The sequence below is a fragment of the Paenibacillus sp. GL_099_B genome (genome assembly GCF_057835695.1).
Window position 1 is genome coordinate 6,802,847 of sequence record NZ_CM174430.1, and the last position, 18,022, is coordinate 6,820,868.

The following is an 18,022-nucleotide window of genomic DNA, read 5'->3' on the forward strand; positions in this document are numbered from 1 at the left end:
TAACATTGCACCTCCGTAATTTATTTATAAAGCGCTTACAATAAAATCGATACGTCTCTTCTTCCTCCGATCGATGATGCATTTCATAGATTACCTCTTTCTCAGACTGGCTCGGCACTCACCTCCTGATTACGATTGTATCCGCCATCCCCCTGCTCGAATAGTGAACAATACGGCGGAACATGTACGATTACACACTGAACTTATGGAGTGAACAGCAAAAAGACGCTTCATCCGAAGCGTCCTCTGTTATACACAAGCCAAATCCCTATAATATACGTTATTTCTTAATCTTCGTCGTCAAAATCCTGATCAAACGAAAGCACTTTGCCTGTATTGGCATCGACGTCTACATCAGCTTCACCGTTTGCTGTTCTCAGTTCCACTTCATAAACATAACGGCCGTTATCATGATCCAGTTCGATTTCAGTTACTTTTCCGCCTGTCACCTGTTTCAGGGCAATGTTCGAAGCTTGTGCCTCTGTCAGTTTAACTTGTTTTGAAGCAGCTTGATTGGAAGACGTACCTATCACAGTGCCATTATAATCATCGTCGTCATCGTAATCTTCATCATCGACTACTGCAAGTATTTTACCTGTGTAGGCATCTAAACGAACGACAACGTCGTTGCTTCCTTTTTTGTCGATTTCAACTTCATAGAACGTTTGGCCGTTTCTGCGCTCCAAATCCACATCATCCACTTTACCCTCGGTTGCTTTTAAGGCTGCTTCTTTTGCCTGTGCGACCGTCAGCAATTTACCTGCGTTGTTCTGGGTCTGTGTTACTGATTGTGTGGTGGACGTTTGCGTAGGTTGTACCGATTGTCCGTTTACACTCCCACTAGCCAGAGCGGCTGATCCTCCGAGCAACACCGCTGCCGACAAGCTGCCAATCCATAGTTTATGTTTGTTCATCATCATCATTCATCCCCTCATTGTTGTTCTCGTTCTCGTCTACAGTTATAGATTAACCTGTACGAATGAGAGTTCAGCGAGAGTTAGATTAGAATTTGATGAGAAAATGAGTGAGAACCTCATAGAATGGCTTCTATACCTTTAATCTTCGTCATCATCCCAAGTGACCGAACGAATCGCGCCTGAAATGGCATTCACCTGCACAATGGCCTCACGGCCGTCTTCCAGGTCAATTTCAACCAGATAATACGGATTGCCACTATTCGTTCCACGGAGTTCGATATCATCCACTTCACCAGGAATCCTAGCCAGCGCCTTCTGCTCTGCTTCTTTCTCGCTCAGAAATGAAGTCTTGGTGCCTTCCCCTGTCGTCGGGTCGGGTGAAGAGGATTCCAGCGTATTTGAAGACTGTTTCTCTCCGGTATACGGATCAATGGTCCATTGCTCCCGAGTATTGTCCTTCATCTTAAATACCGCCAAATACACCGGGATTCCCTGCTGCTCGACAAGTTCAAGCGACACCAGTTCGGCATCCGTTTGTTTCAGCAATTCCGTCTTGATTTGTTCCCGGCTCCATAACGTCTTCTCCTCGGCTTGTGGGTTGGACTGCAACCGTTTAATGGAATTTACGGTTGCCGTAACCGCATCAACTTGTACGTCATACAGTCCGGTTTCTGAGCGGAGCTGCATGATATAGGTTCCGTCCTTCAACGTGGAATTCACGATTTCTCCCGGATATTGATCCAAGACCGATTGGGCGGCTGCATCTGCTGTTAACATCACACGGTCTGATTGCCACGGCTTCCACCACATGACCACTATAACGACAAGGAGAGCCAGTAGCCCCACACCCCACCAAAATGAACGTCTCGGCTTTGCCCATCCTTTGCGTCGTTGTTTTTCCCATTTCATTTCCGGACGCCTCTCATGCTCTTCCATCATGGTTCCCCCTTATGCACTCTCTTATGATCCGAAATTGTACCGTGTTCACCAGTATATAAGAGAAGAATGAGATTTTCATGAGAGTGACCCGTACTGTACGGATGTGGGCAAAATAATCGAAGCCTCGGTTCCTCTGCCCTCGGTGCTGTTCAATTCAATACGTGCGTCCACGGCTTCTGCGATATCTTTGGCCAGGGAAAGTCCCAAGCCCGAACCGCTTGCTCCGCTGCTACGTGTTCTGGCCTGATCAACACGATAGAAACGGTCAAACACCTTGGACAGTTCCTCTTCCCGCATACCGATTCCCTTATCCACAATACGTATCCGACATTCCTGCCCCTTTGCCTCCAGCCGGACTTCAATGGCATCCTCACTATATTTACGAGCATTGTCCAGCAAAATAAAAAGCAGCTGCTTCAGCTTGCTCACATCGCTAATCGCCCATATCCTGCCTGGGTCATCGCAGTGGACTTCCCGATGATAAGCTTCGCGAAATGCACGTGTGGAATCCAGCGCAAGCCGGGTGATATCAACCCGCTCCAGCTGCACATTCCACTGCTCTGGCTGCTTTGCCAGCAATAGCAGCTGCTCGGTCATCTCCCGCATGCGCACAGATTCGGACAGAATGGCTTCCACTGCCTCGTCGAATACTTCGGGTCGTTCCTTACCTCGTCGTTGCAGCAAGCTGGCATAACTTTCAATGATGGTAAGTGGCGTTTTCAGTTCATGAGAAGCATCAGAAACAAAGCGCTCCTGCCGCTCGAAGTTGGATTCAAGCAGATCCATCATACGGTTGAACGTCTGTCCCATCGTTTTCAGCTCATCCTTGGATTTTTCATCGAGCGGAAGTCGCTTGAACTGGCCGCTCGACTGGATATCACTCATCGTTCGTGTCATCTGCTGAATCGGCCTTGTCATCCGGTTCGCCAGAATACGGCTGGAGATGATGGCCGGAATCAGCGCGATAATGGTCACAGCAACAAGAACCGTACGAAGCACAGACAGGCGATTCTCGGTATCCTCAATGCTCTCGGTGACTTGTAGATTCACCACTTCTCCGTCCGGCCAGATCACTGGAACAGAGACCCAGACATAACCGATTTGCTCAACTTGGGTGTACTCGGATTTTTTTTCGCTTTCGTACTTGTAGGATAGCTTGCTCAGCTGCTCCTCTGCGGATGTCGTCACCGGCGGGGAGCTGGTGCCGTCTTCATTAACGATCCGCAGCATGCCGTCCAGCGGCGCGTAGGCCCGGAGCAAGTCGTCCGGCGGAATGGAGCCGGCAGACTGACGCACTCCTTTTACAATAGACTCGGCCTCAGCCTCTACCCGCTTGATCTCGTTATCGATCGACATCCGTTCAAACACGATATATACCGACAGGTTGACGGCAATCAGCAGCACGGCGAACAATACGGACGAGTATCCGTAAATTTTGCTGCGCAGACTCATACTTGCTCCTTCAGGACGTAACCAACACCCCGAACGGTATGTATTAAGGGTGGTGTGAATCCGTTATCGACTTTTTTGCGCACATAACGGATATACACATCCACCACATTGGTATCTCCATAATAATCGTATCCCCATACGGCTTGGACAATCTGGTCCCGGCTGAGCACCTGGCGCTGGTTTTGCAGCAGATACACCAATAGATCGAACTCACGCGGGGTAAGCTCAATCGGTTGACCATCCCGGGATATCTCACGGGTTCCTTCATTCAGCTTCAATCCGCCTGCGGTGAGCCAGCCTGTCTCATTTTCCGATGTGTGCTCGGGTAATTGCGCCGTATCCCGTGTGACCGAAGAGGAAGAATGGGCAGCAGCCGATGCAGCACTCAGGCGCAGTGCAGCGCGTACTCTCGCGAGCAGTTCTTCAATACGGAACGGCTTAGTAATGTAATCGTTGGCTCCGAGATCGAGTCCGGATACTTTGTCTTCCACAGAGTCTTTGGCTGTGAGCATCAGAATAGGCACGGTCGCATCTTTGGCACGTATCCGTCGCAACACTTCAATCCCACTCAGACCCGGCAGCATAATATCCAGCAGAATCAGATCCCATTGCCCGTCCACATACATCTCCAGCCCTTCCGTTCCGCTGCCTGCCTTGCCTACCTGATACCCCTCATACTGTAATTCCAGTTCAAGCAGGCGTGCAATTTTGGGCTCATCCTCGATCACCAGCACGGCTTCATTCATGCAGAGCTCCCCCTCATTCCGTCTTCCATTCTCCCGTTATATTACAATATGAATTACAATTTACCTAAGGCATCCTCTACCAAGTCATCCCCGGCGATCAGATCAAAAGCCATTCGATACGTCTTCTCCTCCTGGAGGGAAGCAGCGATTACACGAGCCACATCTTCACGTGGAATACTTCCCGGTTTCAGATTTGTTCCTACAGAGATTTTGCCGGTGCCAGGCTCATTTTTCAAACCACCAGGACGGATAATGGTGTAATTCAGATCACTTGCGAACAACGCCCGATCTGCATAATGCTTCGCCACGTAATACGGCTTAATGGCATCCGACCATTTCTCCCGTTGATCTGCCCCAAACGCACTGACCAAAATATATCTGGTAATTCCCTGCTGCTGTGCCGCCTCCATTGTTTTCACTGCACCATCGAGATCAATGAGCAATGTTTTGTCTTCGCCCGTAGATCCACCGGAACCCGCTGTAAATACAATTGCATTGTGATCTTTCATTGCCTCGGCCAGATCATCAACGCTGCCTTCCAAATCGCCAATCACGACATTGGCACCAAGCTGCTTCAATGCGTCTGCCTGCTCCGGTTTGCGAATCATCGCGGTAACCTGATGTTTCCCTTCCTGCGCCAGTTGCTGCACCAGAAATTTGCCGATTTGTCCGTTCGCTCCAATTACTAATACGTTCATATGTCATTCTCCTCTCGGTTTCCCTTTTTATAAGCTAGTTTTTTATAAAACAGACATGTCTTTAATTTAAACGAAAGCCGACGCTTCTAAGCGCCGGCTGCTATGTATTACTACCGTTCAGCGCATCTGGCAAGATGCGGAAAACACGTCTTTCCTTTAATATACCATACACCCTATACGGTTATACCGAGCACTTTTTTCTTCAAAACATCTCTGATAACAACGGTTATACTTCCTCATTTCACTTCAAGGAACTTAGTCCCTATGCCAACCGATGCTGGTTAAAATAAAAAAAAGGCACCCCAAGAGGGGTACCTTTTTGCTGCATGGCGTACAGGTATTAGTAAGCCAGTGCAAACAAACCGTGAATATGAGCAAGGTAACGGATGTTACTTGCTTCTTTCATCATGGTTGCTGGCAGACCTTTCAGACGAGTCTGGTTGCCACCGATCATGCCGACAGCATCCTTACGACCCAGACTTCCCAGTGTACCGGAGAATACTGGTGTGAAGGATTCCATTGCGCCACCTTTGAACATTACGCCCAAGTTGTGACCAATCGTTTCACCCATTTGCCAAGCCAATTGTGCTGTTGGAGGGTATGGACGAGCGCCTTCGCTAGGGAAGACCACTGCGCTGTCACCAGCAACAAACACGTCTTTATGGGATGTGGATTGCAGTACTTCCGTAACTTTCGCACGGCCACGATCCACTTCAATTCCGCTGTTGGCAACAACTGCATTACCTTGAACGCCGCCTGTCCATACGAGTGTGTTCGTAGGGATCGAGCTTCCGTCTTTCAGCAGAACTTCATTTTCTTTCATTTCGGTAATCGCTACGCCAACGATGAAGTTAACGCCACGTTTTTCCAAGCTGGATTTTGCACGCTCAACCAGTTCTGGCGGGAATCCTGCCAGGATGGAAGGACCTGCTTCAACCGTGTGCAGGGAAACATCTTTGAAGTCGATACCTTTTTCTTGGCAAATAGCTGGAATCAGGTCAGCGAATTCACCAACAAGCTCGATACCAGTCAAACCACCGCCACCAATAACAAACGTAGCGTCTGCTTTGTTGCCGGACTGTTTGTATGCTTCAAGGCGCGCTTCTACGTGTGCACGAATGCGGTTAGCATCGCTAACGGATTTCAGCGTGAAGCTATACTCCTGCAATCCCGGAATTCCGAAGAATGCCGTTTCACTGCCCAAGGCAACAACGAGTGCATCGTAAGAGTAAGTAGAACCGCTGGTCATGAGAACTTTTTTCTCATCCGGCTTGATTGTATCCACCGTATCGATTTTCAAGTTCACATTTTTACCACTCAGCAATTTTTCGAGTGGAAGGGCAACTGCTTTTTCAGCAATGCTTCCTGCTGCAAGACGGTGCAGTTCCGTAATAATTTGGTGCGTAGGGTAACGGTTCACGACTGTAATAGTCGCTTCTTCCGGTGTCAGGTATTGACGCGCAGTCAGCGCAGTCAACAGACCACCGTAACCTCCGCCCAAGATCAAAATTTGCTTCGACATATCCATCCTCCGTTCTTCTAATCTTAACGTTGCTGTTGCCCACGCTCGTTCAGGATGCTCAGGAATGATTGAGCAAAACGCAGCGTTTGTTGTACGTTTGGATCTTTAAGCATTTTGAGCATAGCGAACAAACCAACCGAAGTTTGCTCGGCTTGCGCACGATCACTTGCTTCGATGGCAGCAGAAGCTACACCTTTAGCTTTGTCTACAACAGGTTTAGCAAACTCGCCCATTGCGCTCATTGTGTCGCTGATCAGAACTTTGTCTGTAGCTACGCTTTGTGCAAAGTCATAAGCTTTGGTCATAGCAGTGACCATTTCAGCCAGTTTAGGCAGGTTCTCCACCAGAACGGTCAGAGACTCCTGTACCTCAGGCTTCATCAGTTGATCCAGTACGTCCAAGGACTGGCGTTGGGAAACGTCGGCACCTTCTGTAACCGGCACCTCTTGTTGAGTAGGCGATTGTGACATAAGAGAAAGTCCTCCTTTACTTTGGGATAGAAGTCCGCGACTTTCATGATGCCTGTCAAGCAGAGCCGAACCACAAATACATCCAATACAACTAAATGTACCAAATTTCACACAATAGAATGAGCATAGCCCATGGGCCGTTCCCACATCGTGTATTGTATCTTGGGTCTATTGCGGACAACATGTGTTGACGCAAAACGACAAGCAGGCCGAAACCGAACTCTATACCCCTATATTACACCTCTTACACATGAACATGAAAAAGAAATTTTTTACACTTGTGAAGATATTGTGAACATTGTAACAAAATCGATTTTTTTGTCAAGCATTGTGGTCGGGTTAAACTCGATTATTCTCCTGTCCCAGATCCGTAATCATACCACATGTGGTATGAAGACAAGATCACATATGACCATATGTGCGATATGTACACAAGGAAGGATTTTTCCAACTAAATTTTCAGGAATTGTTTTCCAAAACCATGAATTTCATGCAACGAAATTGGTCACTGTCGTTATTATGCAGCTAGGGGTGCAGCCTTATTCCTGAAATAACATCATTTCTTGTCCAAGTATGAACCTATCCTGGCATGAAAGCAAAAAAGACACAAAGAAGGCCTGACGGTTCGTCCTGCCTCCTGATGTTTGTTTCACTATTCGCCCGATCTGATTGTTACATTCGGGTCGCCCACAACTTATTGCTGGGGAATATTAAGCCATTCCTTCAAGCAATGCTTCTATTACAACGACAGCGGCTCGCTCCAATTCCTCCACCTCCAGAAGTATTGAGATAGCCTGATCTGCATGAAGCTTCTCATTAGGCAGTCCTCCATCTGGAAAAGGAAAACACTGCTTGAGCATGTTTAACCTTTGGGACATGTTTCGATATAACTCTTCCGCCTGAAGACAGAATGGAATCAAGCTGGAATAGCGGGGAGTCGAAGCCCACTTTACAGAAAGTTCTTTGAAAAACTCACTTGCATAACGTCTTGCATCCCACAAAACCGCAATGTTATAGGCATGACCGTTCGGTTCTACCCGTCTATATTCTAGGGCTTTTCTCCAGACCGCATAAGCAGCCAGACCACTGACTGTGTTCGGCAAGGTATACGGGTCCTCCCCACGATAATGAGCCAAAACAGCTGTCAGTGCTGCGCGCAGGTCCATTTCTCGTATCATGCCATCTGATTCCGCTGCCAGTACAAATACTTCCTGATTCACACCCCGCCCTACATGATCATAGGGAATTGTTCCTGATTTAATGAAATCTGTACCGTATAAGATTCGAACTGCATCATCATAGCCATAGATCAATCCGAATTCGGGAATATTCAGGTCCCATACTACGGCCGGAATTCCCCGATGAATGGAGTAACGAATCAGGGAGAGGGCCCGAACTAGCCTTGGATTTAGCAACCTTTTCCCTTTCGCTTTCTCCTCTAGCATCGAAGGATCGACCAGATTGGCATTGAGCCCCGCTTCGCTCGCCAAAGCCTCAACCGCATGGGAACGATAACCCATATGGTGCAATCCTCTGGTAAGCACCTCTTTGAAGTTATAGGCGGTGGGTCCAGCGATATGTATGTCCTGAGGCAGGATGGTCAGACGAAAAGAAAGTCCACTCATCCCCATAACCATGGGGAGAGATGGAGATGAACCGATATAACCTAACATCTCGTGAATGGATGCTGCTGCCGAGTTCCAGGTTTGGGGAGCACGAAAAGAAAGGGGTTCCTCCAGAATCACTCGATTTTGCCCGAGTGAATTCCACTCTGCTAGCATTTCTTCTACAGATAAATGAATATGAAGCTGCGACACTTTTTTACGTGAACGGGACAGAATTTGATACACATTGGCACTCGTCAGATTGAATTTGCAGGCAATTTCTTGCGGTGACAGCTGCTCCATCCAATACGATGTGAAGACCTGTTGCTCTCTCTCATTCAGACAACCCAGCAGCTTGTGGAGATTGTTCCTCATCTCCTGCTGAGCAACAGCTTGATACGGATCATAGCCTGTTTCCTGCGATCTCCGATCGGTGTCATTCAAAAGATGGTTCAGCGTCATGTCGAGCGAGTCTTGATCGCTCCATGAGGCATCATCGGCTCCAAATGCAAGGAACGAAGAAAAGTGTTGTTCCCGCTGCTGCTCTCGGCGTTGCATATGTGAGTACGCCTGATTACGCACAATGCGCTGCATCCAGGCCATAAATCGGTCGGCATTCTGAAGCTGTCTCATATGAATGAACGCACGAATAAGCCCATCCTGTAAAATGTCTTCTGCGAGATAAGAATCATGCGTAAGTGCTCGCACATAACGGAACAATTGCCCGCGGTAACGGTGAATCAACTCACCAAAAGCCTCTGTATCCCCAGTTTGGGCTCGTTGGATAAGCGCAATGTCCGGCTCCTTTTGCCGATCCTCGAATGTCTCATCTTCCCATGGCCCGATATGGCAATTGTCAGCTAATCCGTCCATGTGTATCTCCCTTTCTCATAGCCTTGCTTCACTTACATCACTCCATCTTCAAAATAGCAGCTTCAATCATGGCTTCCGTCTCCGCGAGTGCCACCATGATTGTCGCAGCAGCCTCCCAGTTCCGGGAGACAAGACGGGATTGGCATTCCCCGAATTGGCGGGATTGTGCGTACTTCAAAGCAGAAAGGTCAGGATGGATTGTTTTAAAAAACAAGCCATAATCATGGGCACGACGCGCGCCTACTGGCAGAGCAAAATACACATAATGAGCCCACTCACTACCATCGATTGCTCCAGCACGAACTTGTTCCGCCTTATGCAGAATCGCTGAAGCTCCGGTTCGTCCTTCCTGTGCAGCAGTATCATGGATCTGTTTTGTAAGGGTTGATTTGAACCAAGTAAAAGCGCGGCGGTTAATCTCCTCCAGATCAGGCTGTTCAATACGTTCTGGACTCCACCATCGTCGATACACACCGCTACTCCACGGGAATTCAGACTTCCATGCTTCCTCAAGTGTATTCAGTGTCAGGAAGACATTCGGGAATCCAGCCGGGTCATGCAGGCATATCTCATCGCCCTCCATGCTCAACGCCACTACATAATGATCGCAACCACCCAGGTTGGGAGAGTTGGGATTGTAGACGAGTTTGCCCATATCCAGCGGGCCCATCATCACAGGACCCTGCTTCAAAGCCTCCCTTAGCTCATCTACAGGCATCTCTGTACCCCGTGATTGCACACTTTCGCGCACACTAAATCCCAGAATGCTCATCGCCTTGCTGATGGCCAGATCAGGACTAGAGGTACAGTTATCAAAAAAGAGAAGGTCTTCCTGCGTGCGGAAAGCTCCCAGGGAAAAGCCACCTATAGCTTCAAGGAAACTCGGGTCAACCTTTTCTCCAATGGACGACAGCAGCATTGAAGCTGAATTAGCGTAGCAATACGCTCCATTTCCAATATAATTGCTCATATCATAACATCCTCTCATTCCTTTAATGAAGCACGCGATTATGCAATGCCTATACTTATACTGACTCTTCGTACAGAACATTTCTGACAGAATATCCAGAACAAATTTCTGCCCGCATGAAATAGCGAACGTTTAGAATGCGGATATCCCGGTTAATAAGGACTACACCAGAAACGAAGGAGATGCTCGATATGAGTAATTCAACTAGCGATAAAATCAAAGCAGGCGTAAACAAGGCCAAAGGCGAAGTGAAGGATCAGATCGGTAATGCAACTAACAACAGATCCCTTCAGGCTGAGGGCAAAAAAGACAAGGCCAAAGGTGCTGTGCAGGACAAAATTGCTGATGTAAAAAAACATCACTAGATCCATTCGTTAAACGTGAACACGCACGACGATGCGTGCAGTAAATATAGGTCCATTGCCCGACCGTCCATACCGGTTGAAAGCCGGGATTCGACGGGGGCGCAAAAAAGCCAAGGAAGGTGTTATTCACTACACCCTTCCCTGGCTTTTTTTGTCCTATTTAGATAGCCGGAACTGCATATCTCGCCATATCGATAATAAAACTGCGTGCCTCTCTTGTCGTGTGGTATTCACGGCTGAATTGTCTTACCCATTCGGGATGTTCCTGATACCATCGAAAGGTCTGCTCCAGTCCCTGCTCCAGGGTCGTTTGGGGGAACCATCCGGTCTCTGATCGTAACTTTCCAGAGTGAACGACCAGACTCGAACCTCTGGACTGGGTGGGCTCCTGCTCCCGAATCTCAGCCGTTCCATTAGAAGTATGCAATTGTTGCAAATGATCCCCGATCTCTTGCATGGTCGTTCCTTGCCCTGTCGAAATGTTATAGATCTGCTGATCTTGTCCATTCAGCATAATCTGTTCAATCGCTCGCAGCGCATCATCCACATACAGAAAATCACGTACAGCTGATCCCTGAATATCCAGAGGAAGGCCGTCCATCATTCGGCCAAAATTACGCGGGATAATCCGGTCCGGCAACTGCCAAGGTCCATAGAGATTGGTTAAACGAAATATTTTTACAGGAAGCTGGTAACATTGAGCGTAGGATCGTGCGAGCATCTCACAGGCTACTTTGGAAGCGGAGTATGGAGATACCGGAGCATATTCATCGGATTCGTGATACACTCTGCCCATCTCCCCTCCGTATACCTCAACGGATGAAGCCAGCACCACGGGAATATGGTGATCGGAAGCGTATTGCAGAATGGCTTGTGTACTGAGGGTGTTGTTACGAAACACTTCTCCGGGGTGATGATACGAATAATCTACGTGTGGCATCGCTGCCAGATGAATAATATAGTCTGTTTCGTGCGGCAAGCTGAATCTGTCCTTCGCGAGATCACAACAGATAAAGGTCATCTCATGAAGTGGAGAGCTGTGAACAAGCCTCTGACAATAATCATCCTGGTCCACCAGGGTGATTCGATGGCCCTTTTGCGCCAAATACTGAGAAAGGTTAAATCCTACAAATCCAGAAGCCCCTGTAATGACAATATTCAAGCACATTCCCCCTTGGATTAATACAACAAGTTCACTGAAGAGAGTCTATGATCTGATTATAACCTTAAAGTGATACATTTTGTATCATTTTACAATTGTTTTTTGTTCTTCTCCAGAAATAAACGGGTAATGCCATAGAGAGGTGATATTTACGATGAAAGAGGACATGAACAATGTACAAACGATGTTATTCCAGGACGATGGTGTGATCCCCAATCATCCGAGTCTGCCTGTACTTCTGTATAAAGGAATTTGGTCAACAAATTCCGCGCGTGCAGAGTCGTTACTGAACCAAAACGGATGGGGAAACAGCTGGATTAACGGTGTGTTTGATTATCATCATTATCACAGCAATGCTCATGAAGTACTTGCAGTGGTGAGCGGTTGGGTTGAGCTCATCCTTGGTGGGGAACAAGGAAAGGTTGTGCGCCTTCAGGCAGGGGATGTCGTCGTACTACCTGCGGGAACCGGACATAAGCGGCTGAGTGCGAGCATGGATTTCTGCATTGCAGGGGCCTACCCAGGTGGCATGAGCTATAATACCCGAACGGGTGAACCGGGAGAGCGTCCCAAAGTTCTGCGTGAAATTCAGGAGGTTCCCATCCCTCATACCGATCCGGTCTATGGGCAAGAGGGGCCACTATTGGAGTTATGGAATCAGAATAAGACATGAAAGAATAAATGGACTGCTCCGGAATAAAAAAACTACCGGGAACAGTCCATATTTCGGTCACTGTGGGAGCCTCACACTGTAGAATCGCATGGCATGTGGATTTCCTTCCATCTCAAGCTGTCCTTGTATGATCAACTGTCGAACACGGTATTCAATGAATGCGTCTCCGACAGCTTGTTCGAGATGGCCCAGCACCTCACCTACGACGCGGGCTGATTTTATAAACTCGCCAGGCTGTCTGTTTAGCGTAAGCTCTCTGGCCTTCTGCATAATGTACTCATCGATCGCGTCTTCGGGCACGCTCTGAATCTTGCCATCCTTCATTAAGCGCAAAAGCCCTGGCTGTACAGCCAAATCCACCCACTCTTGCTCCATGTTTTTGCGTTTCTCCAAAGATAACGGTTCAGCATTCACACAGTGTTGCCACATTGCTAACAACTTCTCAGAAAAAATTTCACCTGTTCTAAGAACATCATGCTGAACTTCAGAAGGTTTGAATAGTTCCTGATATAATGCAGTTGTCTCGATCAAATAGATAGGTCCCAGTCTGTTACGCAGCAAATGCATCGCATATAAAAGCCCCGTTCTCTCATGAGCATTATTCGCATACCAGATGTTGATTCGTGTATCTTCATCAATCGAACTCAACATGTTGTTTAATTGAATCAGCTCATCCATGCCTTGGACGGCATAACTTCCATGCTCATTCCAATAGAATTTCTCAAGTAGCCAGAGGTGCCTGCGGTGTAGATCCGCCTTGTTCGTCAAATCCCCCAAGGGACCGATGGCATAGTAGTCATTCATAGAGAAAAACCGCCGCTCCGAGCGACCTGGAACCTTGCCCATTGCAACCTTAATGCTACCTAGCGGCGATTCACCAATCGCTATATGAATTTCATGTGGTTTCTGTGCCTTTAATGCCTGTTGCTCCGCTTTCTCCCGGTTCCGATTCTCATCCAATGTATTAAATATCAACTGAATTTCCGTTGCAAAATGAACCGAATGTTCTTCCGCTGACTGAACACTGACTGCCATATCTGCGCTAAGATAAAGCAAACGCAATAAGGAGCGCAGCTCATCCTCATTCATAAGGTGCAGCTCCTTATCAAAATCAAAGACATTGTCAATCATGTTTATCCCCCTCTAAACAGTCTGAACAGATGGTCCTCTCCGACTAAACTCATTCAAAATCGAACGTACGTAGGTGTATCATCGGAAGTTTACGACGAAATAGACTTTCCAGATGAGTGACTCAGATCATTCATTTCCTCACGATTGGATGACGAACGGGTGAAGTGCCGCTCCAGCTTCCGACTTGCCCACAGGGATGCAGCAATAAACAACAAAACGCCGCCCCACCGCACAGGGTGTTCCATAAACTGAGCTACATTCGAACCGATATACGTCACACAGAAGATCATAATGGCTTTACCAAAACTCACCGCAAGCAGGAAGGACGTTAATCTCATCCGCGCGATACCTGCCGCAACATTGATAATCACGAACGGTCCCACTGGAAATATACTCAGCAAAAATACATAACTGAACGCATTCCGCCGAATCCATACCATACTGCGCTGCACACGTGGTTTATTGGCCCAACGTTCCACAAAAGCCGATTTTCCAATCTCTCGTACAATCAGGAATGTAACGGTACATCCGAGTACCATCCCGATCCATGAATATAAGAATCCTGCCCATAGCCCGTACACTGCTCCGTTAACCCCAACAATGAGCAGTGTAGGCAGCGGGGGCACGAATGATTTCATAAAGGTAAGCAAAATTCCCGGTAAAGGGCCCAGGGAGCGAAACTTCTCCAGCCAAAAACGAATATTCTCTTCCGTAATATAGGACATGATGTCCAAAGATGCCGGGGTCATCTGCTTCCCTCCAATCTATACAGTTCAAATTTTCTAAAGATGTGGTGCCCATTATAAAATACATCTGGTAAACCGATGTGAAGTTTCACGACTCACTTCTCCCCAGTATAACGTACATATGAGCGCTGTACCGTTGTCAATTTGAAGAAATTTCACCAGCCACGCTGAAAAACAAAAAAGCACACCCGGACCTGTTCAGTCTTGGTGTGCTCTATATATCGGATACCCGCTTGAAACCATTGGTGAACAAGCTTAGGGCAGTATTTCGCCTAACCGTTTATTCTAGTTGAGCTTCCTGCATTGCCAATTCATTCAGCTCTTCCTGATGTGCAGCATTCCACTCGGGAATACCGGAACGCATGAATTCTTCAGCATCCATCGCTGCTTTGGACTGATTGCACAGATTGCAGGCGCAGACACAGTTAAGTGGAGTGGTATGCCCACCTTTGGCTCGCGGCAGAAGATGGTCAATCGTATCTCCATACGAGCCACAGAAGTAACAGGTATAGTTATCACGGGTCAAAATAAACCGTTTGAAATCCTTGTTGCTAAACAATCGGCGGATCGTGTACCGATTAACTACAACAGCGGCTTTTTCCTTGACCAGCGTGACCGCCAGCTCCATATCCACTTCCTGATGCCAGCGCCGCCCTTTGTCCGTCTTACCCCGCATGCGTACCATGCCTTGCCGGTTCGTCCGAAGCGATGCCGGATCTTCCGGGTCAATCGCTACAGGCACCGGCGGAGTATGACGGCGGGGACGGCTTTCCGTTCCAGCCCCGTGACTGCGGCTGGAATGCGCTGGCGCCCGCTGCCCGGATGATCCGGCGCGGGCTGTGTCTTCGCCGCCCGCCTTAGGCGCACGCTCCTTGCGTGCCGGGCGCGGCTTCGACCCGGGCGAGCCTGGCTGCCGCCCGGGTGCAGGAGGCGCAGCCTCCATGGCCGTGCCCAGCGCCTGGCCGGGCACAGGCTTTGCAGCAGCGGCAGGCTGTGCGGCCGCTGCTGGGGGTCCGGCGACCGAGGCATCGCCACGGTCGCTCAGGTTCGGCGCACTGGCCTCAGCTATGCTGCGGGCCTGTCCTGCGCCGGACGGCAGCGCGGCAGCACGTTTGCGGCGCCGCTTGCGTTTGCGCTTGGCTGCGGTCGGCTGATCCGCAGCCCCTGGCTCTGCTGCCGGGCCTTGCGGCTTAGCTGGCAGCAGAGCCTTGGCCGCCGCAATCTCCTGCTCGGCGGCCTGATCCGTGCCAGCGGCTATACGCGCGCGGGCACGCTTCGCAGATGGATCAGCATTCGCTGTAATCACCTGCGAATCCCTGTCTTGCAGATCAGCCCCCGTCTGCGGCTGATCTACAGTCTCGCTCTCCACCTCAGTTCGGGAGAGCGATTCCGTTTGCTCATTACCCGACTGCAGCTCTGGGCGCTTCGCCTTTCTCCTCCTTCTCCTCTTCTTGCGGTTGCCCGAAGGCGAAGAGACAGTTGAAGAAGCAACGAATTCAGCCGTTTCACCTTCCATCGAAGAAGATGACCCTACCGGCGGCTGTGACTCGCCGTGTCCTTCTGAAGCAGCAGCAACAGAAGGCGTACCAATTGCTGGATCGACGCTCCGTTCTGCTGTATGACTTGCAGGTGCAGAAGGTCGGGCAGTCCCAGCACCTTTATGACTCTTTACCGCCTCATCCTCAGGCCGGAGTGAGTTGTTATTGTTATCCGCTTGTCCACCGAGCTGACGACAGTAGCGACAAGCGCCACGTCTGGCTCCAGGGCCAGCCCGCTTTCCGGTTCTTCGTCGGAATTCGGACAAAGGTCGCTTTTGCCCGCAGTACATACATGTCTTGGTCAGTTGCGCTTCATGTTCCGTCATTTCCTGCCGGAAAGGGGCCGAGCCCATCTCCATGTTGTCACCTCGGTTCCGTATGAATCCGGTTTCTTTCTATTGTATCACATCTGCTCGCCAACACACTCATAGCCAGATGTCCCATAGTCTTTTGTCTTGTACTCCTGGGTCTGCCCCACGCATTCGTGAAGGATGTGTTCCACGTATTCCAATATATCTTGCATCGGTTTCCCGCATTGTTCACATGTTGTCATTGTTCTCACCTTAATCCTGTTCTTAAAAGTCAATACATCCATTGAATAAATGAATTTACACTGTTTTACTACACTGGCAGAACAACCTTCCGATCGCTGTTACCCCCAGATTTCTTTAATCCCCTTTTTGAATGGTGAAATCCGGTGCTAAAGGGGCAGCATATGCTTCCGATGCAGCTTTCTTTCAGAAAGCTTTTAGCTACGCTTCTTCAGGTTTTTTCTGCCCTCTCTGTTAATGTGTATTTTTTATTCAAACCTAGATTAGACTTTTAAATTATTTAAAATGTGTTCCGCCTTCTCATTACCCTTCGCGTATGAAAAAGAAACATCCGTTCCCCATATATGAATCAAATCCGCAATCAAAAAACCGTTCCCCGCTCAACCCTAATGGTCGACCAAGAAACGGTTTATTATTCCTGTATTGGCATAAATATTTTAACGAACGTCGAGTTGTCCCGAGTTTTGTTGCGGTACCAGACGAGGCTTTGGTTTTGGCAAATTGCCGAAAATCACCCATGCAAATGGAACGAATCTTGCAGTGAGTCCAACCACAATCCAAGATGCGATCAACGCCACACCAAAACCTCCCGCGTACCATAGGTGAATCAGCCAGGAAACCCCGGTTTGTGGTGGGTAATTCCGATAGACCAAGAGGAAGAATGGATGAATCAGATAAATACCAAAGGACAATGCCCCAAGCCGATTGAGTGGCTTAACGACCAGCGATGGTCCTTTACGATAAAGCAGGTACGCAATCTGAATGAGCACCAGCGCACAGGCGAACGTATGCAGATTCCAGAAAAACTCGTACCACAGCGTGTTATACGTCGCAATCTTCAGGCGCAACAGATAATAAATATATACATGGCCGAGTCCGGCAAAAATCCATACCGCCCACAGCAAAATCCATGAAACTACACGAGCCTTGGTTGCATTTTCCCGACTAATGACAAACCATTGTTTAATCTTCGGAAAATATACTCCGATAAAAGCACCCAGCATGAAGTAGGAAAAGTACGAAAATGCCCAACTTCCCTTGTTCGGCACCTGGAAGCCATATTTATTACTTACGATAAATGCCCACTGAATGAGCAACCCAATCGGTACCGACCATTTGACGACTGAGGGATATTTCTTAAGAAGCCACAATACCAACGGGAATAACAGATAAAATTGCATGTTGATAAATACAAAGTACAGATGCGTATACGCCTTGCCCGTGAACAGTTTCGTTATGAAACTTACTGCTGATTCACCGAACGGACGGCCCTGATAATGGGTGAAGTGCAGGATTACAAAATACATTAATGAAAATAAGAAATACGGAAGTAAAATGTAAACAAATCTTTTTTTGTAAAAGTTGCTGACCAGCTTCTTATCTAGCGGGCGAGAATAATAGTTATAGAACAGTACAAAACTGCTCATGAAAATAAACGTTGGTGTACCATATTTCATAAAAATATTAATAAAATTGTACAGCCAGTAATACCCTGAACCTGTCATGTCCACCGTCGCGTATGAAGTGGAATGCACACACAGCACACCGATGATAGCCATTGCCCGTACCAGATTCAGCTCTGGGATTCGCTCTCTTTTGATAGTTTCACTCATAATTAGCGTTTCTCCTTAATATGTTTCGTTGATATGTCTAAGATGACTTAAT

General features: G+C 48.2%; 15 protein-coding genes and 1 pseudogene. 2 read left to right on the top strand and 14 right to left on the bottom strand.

The annotated features are described in order from the left end of the window. Nucleotides 1-287: 287 nt before the first annotated feature. From AC3ITG_RS30870 to AC3ITG_RS30910, 9 genes are all read right to left on the bottom strand, one after another. Nucleotides 288-923, bottom strand: coding sequence for a PepSY domain-containing protein (locus tag AC3ITG_RS30870; RefSeq protein WP_489252307.1), 636 nt, complete (start codon nt 921-923; stop codon nt 288-290). A 132-nt stretch (nt 924-1,055) separates the two neighbouring features. Next, complete coding sequence (locus AC3ITG_RS30875) at nt 1,056-1,826, bottom strand: PepSY domain-containing protein (RefSeq protein ID WP_489252308.1); 771 nt, start codon at nt 1,824-1,826, stop codon at nt 1,056-1,058. Nucleotides 1,827-1,931: 105 nt separating this feature from the next. Beyond that, nucleotides 1,932-3,308, bottom strand: coding sequence for a sensor histidine kinase (locus AC3ITG_RS30880; protein WP_489252309.1), 1,377 nt, complete (start codon nt 3,306-3,308; stop codon nt 1,932-1,934). Next, complete coding sequence (locus AC3ITG_RS30885) at nt 3,305-4,054, bottom strand: response regulator transcription factor (RefSeq protein ID WP_413374079.1); 750 nt, start codon at nt 4,052-4,054, stop codon at nt 3,305-3,307. Before AC3ITG_RS30885 ends, AC3ITG_RS30880 begins: the two co-directional genes overlap by 4 nt. A gap of 53 nt (nt 4,055-4,107) precedes the next feature. Continuing rightward, nucleotides 4,108-4,752: an SDR family oxidoreductase gene (locus AC3ITG_RS30890; protein ID WP_489252310.1), complete on the bottom strand. Its 645-nt coding sequence runs from the start codon at nt 4,750-4,752 to the stop codon at nt 4,108-4,110. 340 nt (nt 4,753-5,092) lie between these two features. After that, on the bottom strand, nt 5,093-6,274 hold the full coding sequence (locus AC3ITG_RS30895; protein ID WP_413374077.1) for an NAD(P)/FAD-dependent oxidoreductase: 1,182 nt from the start codon (nt 6,272-6,274) through the stop codon (nt 5,093-5,095). Nucleotides 6,275-6,297: 23 nt separating this feature from the next. After that, nucleotides 6,298-6,744 carry a DUF1641 domain-containing protein gene (locus tag AC3ITG_RS30900; protein ID WP_113053123.1) on the bottom strand — a complete coding sequence of 149 codons (447 nt, stop codon included), beginning with the start codon at nt 6,742-6,744 and terminating at the stop codon, nt 6,298-6,300. Between the two features lie 710 nt (nt 6,745-7,454). Next, entirely contained in the window at nt 7,455-9,221 is a 1,767-nt protein-coding gene (locus tag AC3ITG_RS30905; protein ID WP_489252311.1) for an RNA polymerase sigma factor, read from the bottom strand. Between the two features lie 37 nt (nt 9,222-9,258). Next, nucleotides 9,259-10,191 carry a hypothetical protein gene (locus AC3ITG_RS30910; RefSeq protein WP_489252312.1) on the bottom strand — a complete coding sequence of 311 codons (933 nt, stop codon included), beginning with the start codon at nt 10,189-10,191 and terminating at the stop codon, nt 9,259-9,261. Between the two features lie 191 nt (nt 10,192-10,382). On the opposite strand from AC3ITG_RS30910, the gene AC3ITG_RS30915 reads away from it, so the two are divergent. Continuing rightward, on the top strand, nt 10,383-10,556 hold the full coding sequence (locus AC3ITG_RS30915; RefSeq protein WP_064506464.1) for a CsbD family protein: 174 nt from the start codon (nt 10,383-10,385) through the stop codon (nt 10,554-10,556). Between the two features lie 160 nt (nt 10,557-10,716). Here AC3ITG_RS30915 and AC3ITG_RS30920 read toward each other — a convergent pair whose 3' ends face one another. Further along, entirely contained in the window at nt 10,717-11,724 is a 1,008-nt protein-coding gene (locus AC3ITG_RS30920) for an NAD-dependent epimerase/dehydratase family protein (protein WP_489252313.1), read from the bottom strand. Nucleotides 11,725-11,872: 148 nt separating this feature from the next. Between AC3ITG_RS30920 and AC3ITG_RS30925 the strand changes: the two genes are divergently transcribed. Beyond that, nucleotides 11,873-12,391, top strand: a complete 519-nt coding sequence (locus tag AC3ITG_RS30925) for a cupin domain-containing protein (RefSeq protein WP_489252314.1) — start codon at nt 11,873-11,875, stop codon at nt 12,389-12,391. 57 nt (nt 12,392-12,448) lie between these two features. Here AC3ITG_RS30925 and AC3ITG_RS30930 read toward each other — a convergent pair whose 3' ends face one another. The 4 genes and pseudogenes from AC3ITG_RS30930 to AC3ITG_RS30945 all read right to left on the bottom strand — a co-directional run bounded on the left by AC3ITG_RS30930 (nt 12,449) and on the right by AC3ITG_RS30945 (nt 17,970). Beyond that, nucleotides 12,449-13,522, bottom strand: a complete 1,074-nt coding sequence (locus tag AC3ITG_RS30930; RefSeq protein WP_489252315.1) for a DUF1835 domain-containing protein — start codon at nt 13,520-13,522, stop codon at nt 12,449-12,451. 89 nt (nt 13,523-13,611) lie between these two features. Further along, nucleotides 13,612-14,271, bottom strand: coding sequence for a TVP38/TMEM64 family protein (locus AC3ITG_RS30935; protein WP_489252316.1), 660 nt, complete (start codon nt 14,269-14,271; stop codon nt 13,612-13,614). Nucleotides 14,272-14,548: 277 nt separating this feature from the next. Beyond that, nucleotides 14,549-14,986, bottom strand: a pseudogene (locus AC3ITG_RS30940) (HNH endonuclease); the annotation flags it as partial. A gap of 1,808 nt (nt 14,987-16,794) precedes the next feature. After that, the gene (locus AC3ITG_RS30945; protein WP_489252317.1) at nt 16,795-17,970 is read right to left on the bottom strand and encodes an acyltransferase; all 1,176 of its coding nucleotides are present in this window, start codon (nt 17,968-17,970) and stop codon (nt 16,795-16,797) included. Nucleotides 17,971-18,022: the final 52 nt, after the last annotated feature.

Bases quoted from the DNA above. Each gene is read 5' to 3' on its own strand.
- AC3ITG_RS30880 (WP_489252309.1), bottom strand. From the start codon at position 3,308: ATGAGTCTGCGCAGCAAAATTTACGGATACTCGTCCGTATTGTTCGCC.
- AC3ITG_RS30885 (WP_413374079.1), bottom strand. From the start codon at position 4,054: ATGAATGAAGCCGTGCTGGTGATCGAGGATGAGCCCAAAATTGCACGC.
- AC3ITG_RS30875 (WP_489252308.1), bottom strand. From the start codon at position 1,826: ATGAAATGGGAAAAACAACGACGCAAAGGATGGGCAAAGCCGAGACGT.
- AC3ITG_RS30920 (WP_489252313.1), bottom strand. From the start codon at position 11,724: ATGTGCTTGAATATTGTCATTACAGGGGCTTCTGGATTTGTAGGATTT.
- AC3ITG_RS30935 (WP_489252316.1), bottom strand. From the start codon at position 14,271: ATGACCCCGGCATCTTTGGACATCATGTCCTATATTACGGAAGAGAAT.
- AC3ITG_RS30915 (WP_064506464.1), top strand. From the start codon at position 10,383: ATGAGTAATTCAACTAGCGATAAAATCAAAGCAGGCGTAAACAAGGCC.
- AC3ITG_RS30870 (WP_489252307.1), bottom strand. From the start codon at position 923: ATGATGATGATGAACAAACATAAACTATGGATTGGCAGCTTGTCGGCA.
- AC3ITG_RS30890 (WP_489252310.1), bottom strand. From the start codon at position 4,752: ATGAACGTATTAGTAATTGGAGCGAACGGACAAATCGGCAAATTTCTG.
- AC3ITG_RS30895 (WP_413374077.1), bottom strand. From the start codon at position 6,274: ATGTCGAAGCAAATTTTGATCTTGGGCGGAGGTTACGGTGGTCTGTTG.
- AC3ITG_RS30945 (WP_489252317.1), bottom strand. From the start codon at position 17,970: ATGAGTGAAACTATCAAAAGAGAGCGAATCCCAGAGCTGAATCTGGTA.
- AC3ITG_RS30900 (WP_113053123.1), bottom strand. From the start codon at position 6,744: ATGTCACAATCGCCTACTCAACAAGAGGTGCCGGTTACAGAAGGTGCC.
- AC3ITG_RS30910 (WP_489252312.1), bottom strand. From the start codon at position 10,191: ATGAGCAATTATATTGGAAATGGAGCGTATTGCTACGCTAATTCAGCT.
- AC3ITG_RS30905 (WP_489252311.1), bottom strand. From the start codon at position 9,221: ATGGACGGATTAGCTGACAATTGCCATATCGGGCCATGGGAAGATGAG.
- AC3ITG_RS30925 (WP_489252314.1), top strand. From the start codon at position 11,873: ATGAAAGAGGACATGAACAATGTACAAACGATGTTATTCCAGGACGAT.
- AC3ITG_RS30930 (WP_489252315.1), bottom strand. From the start codon at position 13,522: ATGATTGACAATGTCTTTGATTTTGATAAGGAGCTGCACCTTATGAAT.